Source organism: Sphingobacterium sp. T2, from assembly GCF_000814685.1.
Lineage (GTDB): Bacteria > Bacteroidota > Bacteroidia > Sphingobacteriales > Sphingobacteriaceae > Sphingobacterium > Sphingobacterium thermophilum.
This window is the reverse complement of record NZ_JXAC01000138.1, coordinates 1-13,601: the sequence shown is the minus strand read 5'-3', so window position 1 is coordinate 13,601 and position 13,601 is coordinate 1. Positions and strand designations below refer to the sequence as shown.

The window sequence follows — 13,601 nt, the reverse complement described above, 5'->3', positions numbered from 1 at the left end:
TTTAGACCTGCTCCACCTACCTTTCAGCGATTTGAACCAAATCAAATCTTTGCCCGGTCGATCATTTGAAATTGCCACCCAAATTGAACCGACCGAATCATTATGACCTACCTTCCCGGAAAGCCGAAAAMCGGAAAAAATCAAWTAGCTTTCATACTGCGCATTTTTGTATTACCTAATAAAGCAAATCTAAGAAAGTTATACAAAATGCGCAATGGATAAAATCGCACAACCATAAAGTGAAGCCCCTTACAAACAAATATTTATGGCAAAACAGAGAATTATTGGTTTTTTTTGTAAAGAAGATTATTGAGTATATTTGAGAGTTGTGTGCAATTATAAAACCGAGAGTACAAAAAATGAAAAAACTATTCTTATCTTCTTCTTTTTGTGACGTAGCAAAATATCTTACTGATTTTTGTGGAGAAGAACTTAAGGGTAAAACAGTCACTTTCATTCCTACTGCAAGTCTTGTTGAAGAATACGCTGGCTATGTCGAAAATGATAAAAATGCGTTTATTGAACTTGGAATATTTGTAGATGTATTAAATATTGAGCAAAAAACTGAAAAAGAAATTGCTCAAATATTATCCCAAAACGATTTTATTTATGTTTCAGGAGGAAACACATTTTATTTACTTCAAGAACTCAAAAAATCTAAAGCAGACAAGCTAATTTCTGAGCAAATTAAAAATGGAAAGATGTATATTGGAGCCTCAGCTGGAAGTGTTATTCTGTCAAAAAACATTGAATATATTGAGCAAGTTGATGACAAAACAAAAGCAGCAGAACTAAAAAATTATTCAGGTTTAGGTCTTATTGATTTTTACCCTTTACCACATTATGGCAACGAACCATTTGCTGAACACATTGAAAATATTTACAAAGAATACCATAATAAAATCCCATTAATTCCGATTAGCAATTCACAAGTAATAGAATTTAAGAATAATGAAAAAACTAATAAAAGGGTAAATAAAATAAAAATAACTGCACACAACAAGGTATTGCCAAAAGCGAGGCTGAACGGCTTCGAATGAACTTTTTACTAAATTTAAACTGTGGTATTTCTATTGGGCGACAGTGCTAAAATCCCCGCCTTCGCCAAGTCGCAAAACGTTAGCTGCAAGGTAAAACAACGACACACTAAGAAAAATGAACAATATCGACACGACAATAGAAAAACTTAAAGCAAGTCCTCTATTTTATCTTTTCCTTTCTTCAAGAGAGTTATTCCACTCAAATTTTTGGTTTTGGTTATCGACTTTAAATAAAATTGAAACGGCAAAACTTTTTAGTGACAAGTCAATAACTAACGACATCACTTTCAAACGAGAACACAACCAAAGTAACGGAGAATTCAAAGCTAGTGTTGACTTGTATGTGGAAGACAAAATTGTAATAGAAAATAAGGTTAAAGATTTTCCAACGTCATCACAACTTGAACGAATTAAACAATCATTTGGAAAATCTGATATTGATTTTGTGCTAACAACTTTATTTTGGACAAATGACTTGTCATTTGAAGGTTGGATTGTCAAAACGTATAGAACTATTTCTGAATCTATTGAGCCTAGCAAATTCACTAATGACCCTTACTACCAAAACTTAATATCGGACTACAAACAGTTTACATTTAATTTATCCGAATTATCGGAACAGTTGGAAATAAGACAGGAATACGATTTTGCAATTTCATTAAACAAAGTTTTATACGGAAAACTAAACGAAATAAAACTTTGGGAAGGCTATCAGAAATTACGAGCAAGTCACTTACTAATCCATTTTTCCAAATCAAACACTCATAACGTATCAACAGCATACAGCATCAACAATCAAAAAGCAACCATTGACTTTGTTATAGACTTACAAGACGGCTATAAGTTAGGAGTTCAAATTGAGGATATACAATACAGAAAATTCGTAATTGGAAAGAAAGCAGGAAAATTCGCAGAAAATTTAATTGGAAATAACTTGTTCCTAAACAATACATTTTCAGGTAGAGGAAAGAAGCCCTACCTAAACTATGGTGATTCTTTTAAGTATCAATATGAAAAAATTGAAAGATTAACTTTTAATGACTTGTTTGAAAAAATAAACAATGACATTCAAAACATTATTGACGAAATTGACAACATTAGAGGACAAATACCCAGCAGCTAACAGCCGTTTGCCGCAATGGGGGCTGACGTGGTTAAATCAAGTGCAGTGCTTCTATCAAAGTTTGTGCTTGGTTGACAGTGACGTTCTCCGAAATCCGCCACTGCGCCAAGCGCCAAAACGTTGGTGGCAAGTGTAAAACGAACGAAACATAAACAAAATAACGTAATGACTAATACAGAATTTAAGAAGAAAATAGCAGAGACTACAGACCCAGATTGGTTTAAGAACATTTCTGTGACTTTCAATTTTAATTACGTTGGTGTGAATCAAAAAGTAGTTGGCTTGACTGCAATTTATGAATATATAAATCAACAAATTGACGGCTGGAATAAAATTGAAACGTCTTTACCAAGAGAACTGGAAAATTCTAAGACATATTTCAACCAATTAAAAGCTTCTATAATTCAATTTCTTAATAATTATCACAATCAAGCTGGCAGCAATTTGACAAGTTATTGGAGAAATGTGCAAAGACTTTTTACTAGCACAAATAATTTCCCATTACCATACAATATTCCTGAGACAGAATTCTTAATAAAGGTTCATAAGGAAAGCCCACGATATTTTCAAGGTGCATATATTTTTCTCATTGGTAATAATTTTAATATCAATAATAAAGATTCATTTTTTGGAGCATTGTTGGCCTATGAATTTAGCCAAAAAGATACTTCTGAAATTGTTGAAAGAAGAAATGCTGAAAAATCATCAATTTCAAAAATCCGTAACGACTTTCAAAAGTATTTATCTGAATCCGAAAAAGTCGTTGTTGACCATATCAAAAACGCAAATGATAAATATGAAGAGTTTATAAAGAAAATTGACGAACTAAAGGCTGAAAAAGACTCGCAATTCAGCACTTGGTTTGACGATATTAAAACAACGAAATGGCAAAATTGGTATGACCCAACAACACAAAGAGTAAAAGAACTAGAAGAAACTTATCGTGAAAAACTGAAACTTGAAGAACCAGCTAAATATTGGAACGACAGAGCAAATAAATTGAAAACACAAGGATGGATAGCACTTACACTTATAATTGTCCTTGTTGGTATCACCTGTTGGTCTTTGGCAGAAATACTTTGGACAGCTCCAGAACAAATCTATAAATCTTGGTTTGGTAATGATAGAAGTGCAGCAATAAGATGGTCAATTATCTATATAACTTTGATTTCGTTTATTGCCTATGCTATTCGTGTTTTGACAAAATTTATGTTTAGCTCATTTCATTTATCTCGTGACTGTGAAGAAAGACATACTTTGACATATTTTTATTTGTCCTTGCTCAAAGACTCAAAAGTTGACGAAAAGGATAGACAAATTAATAATGCAATCACTTTTTAGCAGGGCAGAAACAGGACTTTTGAAAGATGATTCTTCACCAACAATGCCGAGTGAGACGATTGGAAAAATTATATCAAGACAATAGAACACCAGCCACCAACAGGCGTTTGGCTCAATGGCGGGTAAAGTGGTGAATTAAACATTCTCCCTCGCATCAACTTTTGTGGTGTATTGACAGTTTAGTGCTCCGAAATCCGCCACTGCGCCAAGCGCCAAAACGTTAGAAGCAACCCTAACAGACCGACAGTGCAACAATGAACAAACAGAAAAAAACACCAACCGCACAAATGGCACATTTGGTTTTGCCCCTCCCACAAGCCGACCCTTCAGCAAAACCAAAAGAGCCATTTTCTGCCAACGCACCAACGAGAATATTAACTTTGAAACCTATAAATTGAAATAAAAAGACAACATGTTTGAACAGACTTTTAAAAACATAGACGACATACTTTACAAGGACGCAGGGGCAGACAGCGAACTCGACTACATTGAACAAACTTCTTGGGTTTTGTTCTTGCGTTACCTTGACCAATTGGAAAGTGAAAAAGCAGACGAAGCTGCTTTGGAAGGAAGAGCGTATCAATACATTTTGGACGAGCAATTCCGTTGGCCTAATTGGGCAATGCCTAAAACAGCAGACGGAAAACTTGACCACCACAAAGCCATGACTGGACCTGACTTGGTTCAGTATGTCGATAATAAACTTTTCCCCTACTTGGCAAGTTTCAAACAAAAAGCCATCGACAACCCCAAAACGATTGAATATAAAATCGGGGAGATTTTCAGTGAGCTGAAAAACAAAGTAAAAAGCGGTTACAACCTGCGTGAAATTATAGAAATGGTGGACGAACTACCTTTTGGTAGTTCCAAGGACAAGCACGAACTCAGCCACTTGTACGAAACCAAAATCAAAAACATGGGCAATGCCGGACGCAATGGAGGTCAGTACTACACCCCACGTCCTTTGATTCGTGCCATGATTGAAGTGGTGAACCCACAGATTGGCGAAAAGGTCTATGATGCCGCATGTGGTAGTGCGGGCTTCTTGTGTGAAGCATACGCCTATATGTATGAGCGTATGGAGAAGACGACCAAAAATCTGAAAATCCTTCAGGAAGAAACCTTTTACGGAAAAGAGAAAAAGAACCTGGCCTACATCATTGGGGTGATGAATATGATTTTGCACGGCATCGAAGCGCCAAACATCATTCACACCAATACGCTGACGGAAAACATCAGAGACATTCAGGAGAAAGACCGTTACCACGTTATCCTAGCCAATCCTCCATTTGGCGGTAAGGAACGAAAAGAAGTACAACAAAACTTCGATATCAAAACCAGCGAAACCGCTTTTTTATTCTTACAGCATTTTATCAAAAGTCTGAAAGCAGGCGGACGAGCAGGTATCGTTATCAAGAACACATTTTTGAGCAATACCGACAATGCGTCTATTTCATTGCGCAAGTATTTATTGGAAAGCTGCAACCTGCACACCATTTTGGATATGCCGGGAGGGACATTCTTGGGGGCAGGTGTAAAAACGGTAGTCTTGTTTTTCACCAAAGGCGAACCGACCCAAAAAATCTGGTATTACCAGCTCGACCCGGGTAGAACCTTAGGCAAAACCAACCCGCTCAACGATGCGGATATGCAGGAATTCATACAACTGCAAAAGGAAAAGACCGTTTCTGAGAAAAGCTGGATAATCGACATTGCAGACATAGACACGAGCACCTACGACCTCAGTGTGAAAAATCCCAATAAGAAAGAGGAAGTCAAGCTCCGCTCACCACAGGAGATTTTAGCAGAAATGGAGATGCTCGATAAAGAAGCCGAAAATGTCCGAACCATGATTAGTAGGATTATTGGATTGCATGATTGATTGATTTATTTAAGAATGCTTGTTAATTCAGTAGTGATGAAAGAACAAGAGCTTACACATAAAATCATTGGGGCGGCTATGGAAGTGCATAAGCACTTAGGCAATGGCTTTCAAGAAGTTATTTATCAACGAGCCTTAGCCATTGAGATGCAAATGCAAAATATCCATTTCGTTAGGGAGCAAGAAATGCCATTACAGTACAAAGGCTATGATGTGGGAACCAGGCGGGTTGATTTTTTTGTGGAAGACAAAATAATGGTGGAGATAAAAGCGGTTATCAATTTAGAAGATGTGCATATGGCTCAGGCTATGAACTATTTGGAAGCATACAATTTAGAAATCGGACTTTTAATAAATTTTGGAGCGAAAAGCTTACAGTTTAAAAGAGTTCACAATAACAAAAAGTCTTGAATCATAAGTAAAGTCTTGAACCATGATTCAAAAGAATTAAAGAATTACCATGATTAAAAAAAAAGTACAAAATATAAAATCAAGCCATCAAGCGAATCTTGAAAATCAAGGTTCAGACAATATGAAGCAAGGTTGGGAAATAAAGAAGTTGGGGGAAGTCTGCGAAATGTATCAGCCCAAAACTATTTCAACAAAGGAAATGGTTGATGATGGACAGTATCCTGTATTTGGAGCTAATGGAATTATTGGGAAATATGATAAATACAATCACGAAGAACCTCAATTACTAATTACTTGTAGGGGTGCAACTTGTGGTTCTGTGAATATTAGCGAACCTAAATCTTGGATAAATGGTAACGCTATGGTTGTTAGACCCAAAGACCATACTATTGATTTGAAGTTTTTAGAATACTTGTTTCGTGGTGGTGTTGATTTGTCAAGAACGATTACAGGTGCAGCACAGCCACAAATCACAAGGCAATCGTTAAACCCGATAGAAATTTCTTACCCGAAATCTCTCCACGAACAACAACGCATTGTTTCCATTTTAGATAAAGCCTTTGCCGCCATTGAAAAGGCAAAAGCCAATGCCGAACAAAACCTCAAAAACGCCAAAGAACTTTTTGAAAGTTATTTGCAGGAGGTGTTTGACCCTTCGACACGCTCAGGGCAAGGAAAAAAAGGTGATGGTTGGGAAGTTAGAACTTTAGGTGAATTATGTGTTTTCACTCAAGGTATTCAAAGAGATGTAAAACTTCAAAGTGAAACAAAAGGTGAAAATCAAGTGAGATTTTTAAGAATTGTTGATTACACTCAAGGTAATGAACCCCCAAGGTATATTGATTTTCCAGGCGAAAAGTATATTTTAAACACTGATGACGTAGCACTTGTAAGATATGGCGCATCAACTGGGTTCGTTTGTCGTGGTTTGGAAGGAGCTTTGGCAAACAATTTATTCAGAGTTATTCCCAAATCAACGGGTAAACTTACAAATGATTTTTTATTCATTTTTCTTCGCTCACCACTATTCCAAAATGCCATTAAAGCAACAATGAATGGTGCAGCAATGCCCGCAATAAGTTTTAGTTTAATTGAAGGAATACCTTTTCCACTACCACCACTCGAAGAACAACAAACCATCGTCCGTCAATTAGATGCACTGCGAGCTGAAACTCAAAAATTGGAAGCGCTGTATCAGAAAAAAATTGATAATTTGGAGGAGTTGAAAAAGAGCATTTTACAGAAGGCTTTCTCAGGTGAATTGTAAACTGAAAATAGATTAGAATATGTATCAAGACAATCAATATATCATTCGTAATGGTCTATTTTGGCCTGAAATTATAAGAAAAGATGTCCCAAAATCAGGTACGACATTACAGCCAATTTTTGAAGCATTTACGAACTCGATTGAAGCTATTAGAGATAAGCAAAAAATTGATACAAATCATAAGGGAGAAATAATAATTAAAATTTTCGCGTCTGAAACTACCATTCCTGAAAGCTATAGTTTTTCAAGTTTGTCTATTATTGATAATGGAATTGGATTTAACGAGGAACAGTTTGAACGGTTTAATACCTTCAGAGATAATAGAAAAAACTATAAAAACTTAGGATCGGGTAGAATTCAATATGTTCATTTTTTTGATTCAACAAGGATTGAAAGCATTTTTGAGCAAGGTGGTGAATTCTTTGAGAGAGAATTTATCGTATCGAAGAAGCACGAATTTATTAAGCATAATGCTTTGGTAAAACATATCTCTTGCAAAAAGAGTAGTTCATGCATTACTGGCACCACAATAACTTTCAATTCACTTTTGGAAAATAGTAAGGTATATGATGAGTTAACTGACAAGATTTTGAAGAAAAAACTTCTCGAAAAATATATTCATTATTTCTGCTACAATAAAACAAAACTCCCAGAAATTAAAATAGAGTTTTATGTTCAATCAGAATTGAAAGATAAATCAACTATTTCTCAATCTGATATACCAAACATTGAATAAAACAAAAACTATTACAAATAAAATATTCAAAAAAAACCACTAATGGAATAGCCAAAACTGATAAGGCAGAAGACTTTATTATCGATGCTTTCAAAATTTCCAAAAACCTATTAAAAGAAAACAAGTTAAACTTAGTCTCGAAAGGCGAAGTAATTGAAGAATCTAATGTGACACTACAAAGCCTCGCTGCGAACGATATAGTAAAAGGAAAATAAATACATTGTTTTTAGTATACGAGTTAATTTTATTGAATGAAAGAGATAACTAAATTTAAGAGGCGTTTTAAATATTCCAACTAAAGAATCATTTGAGAAAGAATTATTTTCAAATCAAGAAGAAATACTCATTGAAGATATTCAGGAAGAAGTAAACAGTTCAATTAATGAAATGTATCCTGAAATCGAAGAGGTAAAGCAAAAGCATCAAGAAGATTTTGCAAAACTAAAAGAAATGTTTTTGCTTGATGACAATACTGCAAGGGAAATATCTGTTTCAATTAATGATAGTGAAACAGATATTTTGAAAAAATTTTATGAAGCAGAAGCTAAAAAGGCAGCTTCAATGGATGCAGCCATCAAGAAATCCGTTGACAAAGTAGAAAATTTAGATCCCACCGAGCCAACATATCAGGAAGAATTAAAAAAAGCTGTAGACGAACTTGTAAAAACAATACCACTTCAAAATAAAAGAGCATTAACTCATTATGTTGCGAGGAGAAAACTTGTTCTTGAACTTTTTCAGAAGATTCTTGATAGTGAAACGAACAAGCTGAAAAATGGTGGAAGAATTGACGAGGATGTATTACACAATCTTATATTTCAGCAAAGTACAAATGACCCAATGAATAGCGACCTTTGGTTGGTTAATGAGGAATACATTTATTTCAAAGGGATTTCAGAAGGACTTTTAGGTCAAATAGAATTTGAAGGCACAAAAATTCTGAAAGAAAACCTTACAGTGGAGGAAGAAGAGTACAGAAAAAAGCAAGGTGGTGATGCAAAATTAAAACGCACAGACATTTTACTTTTTCCCGCTGAAGCCAAGTGTATAATAATTGAGTTAAAGGCTCCTGAAGAAAACATTTCAGATCATTTAAATCAAATTAATAGATATGCTTCCTTAATAAATAACCTATCTATAGATACACTTAAGTTCAATACTTTTTATGGATATTTAATTGGTGAAAGCATTGACCCAGATGATGTAATTGACAATGATTCAGATTTTATAAATGCTCCGAACCTGGGTTATATATATAGACCATATAAAAGAATTGTCGGGAAATTTGGAAGGAAAGATGGGTCGCTTTACACTGAAATTATCAAGTATTCGACATTATTAGAAAGAGCAAAGTTGAGAAACAAAATCTTTATAGATAAACTAAAATGAACGAAACCGAAACCAGAGCAGAATTTATAGACCCTGCCTTAAAGGCTGCAGGATGGGGCGTTGTAGAAGGAAGTCGCATCCGTATGGACTTTCCGATCAACAAAGGTCGTTTAATTGGTCACGGGCAACGTTCCCGCCCGGACAAAGCCGACTATGTATTGCAATACAAAAACAGAAACCTGGCGGTTATAGAAGCCAAGTCGCGTGATAAGCACTACACAGAAGGGGTTGCACAGGCTAAAAGTTATGCGGAAAGGTTAAAGGTTAGGTTTACGTTCAGCACCAATGGTTTACAGATCTACCGCATCGATATGCAGGAAGGACAGGAAGGAGAAGTATCTTCCTATCCTACGCCCGATGAATTGTGGGAAATGACTTTTGGGGAAGAAAACCAAAGCAAACCCCAAACAGCCTATTGGCGCGATAAGTTACTTTCCATCCCGTTTGAAGACCGTGGCGGTACCTGGCAACCACGATATTATCAGGAAAATGCTATTACAAAAGTTTTGGAAGCCGTTGCTGACGGCAGACAACGTATATTATTAACCCTCGCCACAGGAACAGGAAAAACTGCCATTGCCTTTCAGATAGCTTGGAAATTGTTTCACGCAAAATGGAACATCCAGAAAGACGGCCAAAGAAGCCCAAGAATTTTATTCTTAGCCGATAGAAATATTTTGGCCGATCAGGCATTCAACGCTTTTTCTGCATTTGAAGAAGATGCGTTAGTGCGCATCAGTCCAAGTGATATCAAGAAAAAAGGCAGAGTGCCGAAAAACGGAAGTGTGTTTTTTACCATTTTCCAAACCTTTATGAGCGGGCCAAACGATACCCCTTATTTTGGCGAATACCCAAAAGACTTTTTTGATTTCATCATTATCGACGAGTGCCACCGTGGCGGAGCCAATGACGAAAGCAGCTGGCGTGCCATTATGGAATATTTCAGCCCTGCCGTTCAGCTTGGTTTGACGGCAACGCCCAAACGAACCATCAACGCCGATACCTACAACTACTTTGGAGAACCGGTTTATGTGTACTCACTCAAAGAAGGAATCAATGACGGATTCCTAACGCCTTTTAAAGTCAAACAAATTGACACCACCATCGATGAATATATATTCACCCCTGACGATACCGTATTGGAAGGCGAAATCGAAGAAGGCAAACGATACACCGAAGCGGAAATGAACCGCATCATCGAGATTAAGGAACGAGAAGAGTATCGGGTAAAGATATTTATGAGCCTAATAAACCAAAACGAAAAGACTTTGGTTTTCTGCGCTACACAATTACACGCTTTGGCAGTTCGGGATTTGATTAATCAATATGCTACGTCTAAAAACCCTAATTACTGCCACAGAGTTACGGCACATGACGGAAAATTGGGGGAACAACATTTAAGAGATTTTCAGGACAACGAGAAAAGCATTCCGACCATTCTCACCACTTCACAGAAGTTAAGTACAGGAGTAGATGCTCCCGAGGTGAGAAACATTGTTTTACTTCGTCCTGTGAACTCCATGATTGAGTTTAAACAAATCATTGGACGTGGAACAAGATTGTTTGAAGGAAAAGATTACTTCACAATTTATGACTTTGTAAAAGCACATCATCATTTCAGCGACCCTGAATGGGACGGAGAACCCGAAGAACCTGAAACACCCACACCAAGACCTCAGCCACAACCTTGTGATGTTTGCGGAAACAGACCTTGCATATGTGCTCAAGAACCACCGCCCGAACCTTGTCCTGTTTGTGGCTACTCTTATTGTCGTTGCGACAATCCACCAAGACGAATGATAAAAGTGAAATTGGCAGATGGAAAGGTGCGTCAGTTTCAGCACATGATTAGTACATCTTTTTGGAGTCCGGAAGGCAGACCGATATCGGCTGCAGAATTTCTGGAATCCATTTATGGAACATTGCCTGAATTGTTCAAAAATGAAGATGAATTAAGAGAAATATGGAGTAAACCCGACACGAAGAAAAAAACTGCTAGAGGAACTTTCTGAAAAGGGTTTTACTAAGCAACAGTTGACAGAATTTCAAAAATTACTAAATGCCGAAAACAGCGACTTGTATGATGTACTGGCATATATCGCTTTCAATTCCAATATTTTGGAACGTAAAGACAGAGCTGAACGGGCTAAAATTTACTTGAACAACTACGACCTTAAGCAACAAGAGTTTTTAAACTTCGTTTTAAATCAGTATGTAAAACAAGGTGTTGACGAACTGGATGAAACCAAAATCGGTGATTTGCTTGTATTGAAATATCACGCAATTGCAGACGCTAAAAAAGAACTTGGCGACATTGCAACAATCAGAAACACGTTTATCGGTTTCCAGATTTATTTGTATGACAAAAGAGTAGCGATATGACAAAGACAATGCACATATCAGCCAACCCTTCGCAGCCATGCACATTTGCAAGCCGCACAAGCCAACGCACAGACCAAAGCTTGCAAAAGAGCATGTCTGCCCCAACGCACGGACGAAGAAAAAGCACGGGCATACAACATTGTATAAGAGCAATAGCGGGTGAAGTGGTAAAATCAAGGTCTGTACATTTAATAAACTTTGGTGGTGGCGGACAGTGAATCGCCTTGAAATCCGCTACTGCTCTTATACTTGACCGTTAGCTGTAATCTTAAAAAAATATTGCGTTAAAAATGGAATCAATTATAATTACTGAAGTTAGACCTGATGAAATACAAGATTTACAAAGAATTTGCAAACTAACATTCTCAGAAACTTTTTCAGCGTCAAATTCTGAAAATGATATGAATAATTATCTCAGCGAAAATTTTTCTCTTGAGAAAATTACAACAGAATTTAATGATAAAAATTCACTATTCTATTTCGCGAAAGAAGGAGCAAATATTTTGGGCTATTTAAAATTAAATTTTGGAGATGCGCAAACAGAATTGAGAGACCCAAAAGCTCTTGAAATTGAGAGAATTTACGTTTTAAAAGAATTTCACGGAAAAAAAGTTGGACAACTTCTATTCGAAAAAGCGTTGAAAATAGCAGAAGAGAAAAAGGTTGATTATGTTTGGTTAGGAGTTTGGGAAGAAAATCTTAGAGCAATTAATTTTTATAAGAAAAATGGATTTGAAGAGTTTGATAAACATATTTTCAAACTTGGAAATGATGAACAAACAGACATTATGATGAAACTAAAACTAACGAATTAAACAACGCAAAAAAGGCAGCCGCTAACACGGGTTTTGCGTCAGGCGGGCTGATGTGTAAACTTGGGCTTTTTGTTATAAATTTGGCATTGGTGCAAGGCTGAACTTTTTTGCAATAAATCCCGCCCGAACGCCAAGCCCCGAAACGTTAGCAACAAGCTAAAAAAGCTCAACTAAAATGAATCCTAATGAAAAAAATAAAATCCATTATATAGAACGGCTCAATAAAGTTTTTGATTATATAGACGAAAACATTGATGCTCAATTAAACCTTGACGACTTGGCTAAGGTATCCTGTAAGCTTCCCCGAAAAAAAGACTGTTAGAGAATAGAAAATGATTGATAACTTTAACAGTATATTATGAAAGGTAAACGATTCAGACCGGAGCAGATCAGTAAGATCCTTAAAGAGTTCGAGGGAGGGAAAAGCGTTCAGGAAATCACTCGCGAACATGGTGTCAGTCCTGCCTCCTTTTACAAATGGCGACAGCGATACGGTGGCCTTGACGGCAGCGAGCTAAAGCGGGTGAAGGAACTGGAAGAGGAGAACCGCAAGCTTAAGCGGATGTACGCGGAGCTTGCCCTGGACTTAGAGGCGGCCAAGGAGGTGATCGCAAAAAAGCTTTGAAGCCCTGCCAGAAGAAACAGATTGCTCAGGAATTGATGGAGTCAGGGAAAGGCATCAGCAGGGCGTGCCGGGTGTTGGGATTGAGCAAGACCTGTTACTATTATGTCAGTACACGCGATGATAGCCAGGTGGAGTCCGCTTTAAGAAAGAAGGCGGAAGATTTTCCGCGTGAGGGTTTCTGGAAAGCGTTCAGGAGATTGCGCCGGGAAGGCCATTGCTGGAACCACAAGCGCGTCCACCGGGTATACAAGCTCATTGGACTGAACATCAGGAGGAAAGCAAAGCGGCGATTGCCTCAAAGGGTAAAACAGCCCCTGACCAAGCCCATGTTGCCCAATGATACCTGGTCGGTGGACTTTATGAGCGACGCACTGAGCAATGGCCGCAGATTCCGTTCTTTCAACGTGATGGACGATTTCAACAGGGAAGCACTGCATATCGAAGTGGATTATTCCCTGCGCAGTTCGCGGGTGGTTTGGGTGCTGAACCATCTGATTAAACGTAGGGGCAAGCCCGGGAAAATCAGAATGGACAACGGCCCGGAGTTCATATCCCAGCTTTTAAGGGAATGGAGTGTGGTCAACGGCATA

14 protein-coding genes and 1 pseudogene are annotated in these 13,601 nt (G+C 37.3%); all 15 read left to right on the top strand.

The genetic code is table 11. The annotated features are described in order from the left end of the window. Window positions 1-359: 359 nt before the first annotated feature. The gene (locus SD31_RS09600; protein ID WP_082021902.1) at window positions 360-1,040 is read left to right on the top strand and encodes a Type 1 glutamine amidotransferase-like domain-containing protein; all 681 of its coding nucleotides are present in this window, start codon (window positions 360-362) and stop codon (window positions 1,038-1,040) included. Between the two features lie 115 nt (window positions 1,041-1,155). After that, entirely contained in the window at window positions 1,156-2,163 is a 1,008-nt protein-coding gene (locus tag SD31_RS09595; protein WP_039053967.1) for a hypothetical protein, read from the top strand. A 165-nt stretch (window positions 2,164-2,328) separates the two neighbouring features. After that, window positions 2,329-3,504, top strand: a complete 1,176-nt coding sequence (locus SD31_RS09590) for a DUF6161 domain-containing protein (protein ID WP_197053647.1) — start codon at window positions 2,329-2,331, stop codon at window positions 3,502-3,504. Further along, a complete protein-coding gene (locus tag SD31_RS21290; RefSeq protein ID WP_410528251.1) occupies window positions 3,488-3,589 on the top strand; it encodes a hypothetical protein in 102 nt (33 codons plus the stop codon). The genes SD31_RS09590 and SD31_RS21290 overlap by 17 nt, the downstream gene beginning before the upstream one ends. A gap of 169 nt (window positions 3,590-3,758) precedes the next feature. Continuing rightward, a complete protein-coding gene (locus tag SD31_RS17445; protein WP_197053646.1) occupies window positions 3,759-3,902 on the top strand; it encodes a hypothetical protein in 144 nt (47 codons plus the stop codon). 14 nt (window positions 3,903-3,916) lie between these two features. Beyond that, window positions 3,917-5,386, top strand: a complete 1,470-nt coding sequence (locus SD31_RS09585; RefSeq protein WP_039053965.1) for an N-6 DNA methylase — start codon at window positions 3,917-3,919, stop codon at window positions 5,384-5,386. A gap of 36 nt (window positions 5,387-5,422) precedes the next feature. Then, complete coding sequence (locus SD31_RS09580) at window positions 5,423-5,797, top strand: GxxExxY protein (protein WP_082021901.1); 375 nt, start codon at window positions 5,423-5,425, stop codon at window positions 5,795-5,797. A 49-nt stretch (window positions 5,798-5,846) separates the two neighbouring features. After that, window positions 5,847-7,064: a restriction endonuclease subunit S gene (locus tag SD31_RS09575; RefSeq protein WP_197053645.1), complete on the top strand. Its 1,218-nt coding sequence runs from the start codon at window positions 5,847-5,849 to the stop codon at window positions 7,062-7,064. Between the two features lie 19 nt (window positions 7,065-7,083). Continuing rightward, entirely contained in the window at window positions 7,084-7,800 is a 717-nt protein-coding gene (locus SD31_RS09570) for an ATP-binding protein (protein ID WP_039053963.1), read from the top strand. Between the two features lie 387 nt (window positions 7,801-8,187). Further along, entirely contained in the window at window positions 8,188-9,189 is a 1,002-nt protein-coding gene (locus SD31_RS09565) for a hypothetical protein (RefSeq protein ID WP_039053962.1), read from the top strand. Then, on the top strand, window positions 9,186-11,201 hold the full coding sequence (gene hsdR, locus SD31_RS09560; RefSeq protein ID WP_197053644.1) for an EcoAI/FtnUII family type I restriction enzme subunit R: 2,016 nt from the start codon (window positions 9,186-9,188) through the stop codon (window positions 11,199-11,201). The genes SD31_RS09565 and hsdR overlap by 4 nt, the downstream gene beginning before the upstream one ends. Beyond that, window positions 11,182-11,571, top strand: coding sequence for a type I restriction-modification enzyme R subunit C-terminal domain-containing protein (locus SD31_RS17440; protein WP_197053648.1), 390 nt, complete (start codon window positions 11,182-11,184; stop codon window positions 11,569-11,571). Before hsdR ends, SD31_RS17440 begins: the two co-directional genes overlap by 20 nt. A gap of 8 nt (window positions 11,572-11,579) precedes the next feature. Continuing rightward, a complete protein-coding gene (locus SD31_RS16645) occupies window positions 11,580-11,789 on the top strand; it encodes a hypothetical protein (RefSeq protein ID WP_156138302.1) in 210 nt (69 codons plus the stop codon). 72 nt (window positions 11,790-11,861) lie between these two features. After that, a complete protein-coding gene (locus tag SD31_RS09555) occupies window positions 11,862-12,386 on the top strand; it encodes a GNAT family N-acetyltransferase (RefSeq protein WP_039053961.1) in 525 nt (174 codons plus the stop codon). A 358-nt stretch (window positions 12,387-12,744) separates the two neighbouring features. After that, window positions 12,745-13,601, top strand: a pseudogene (locus SD31_RS09545) (IS3 family transposase); the annotation flags it as partial.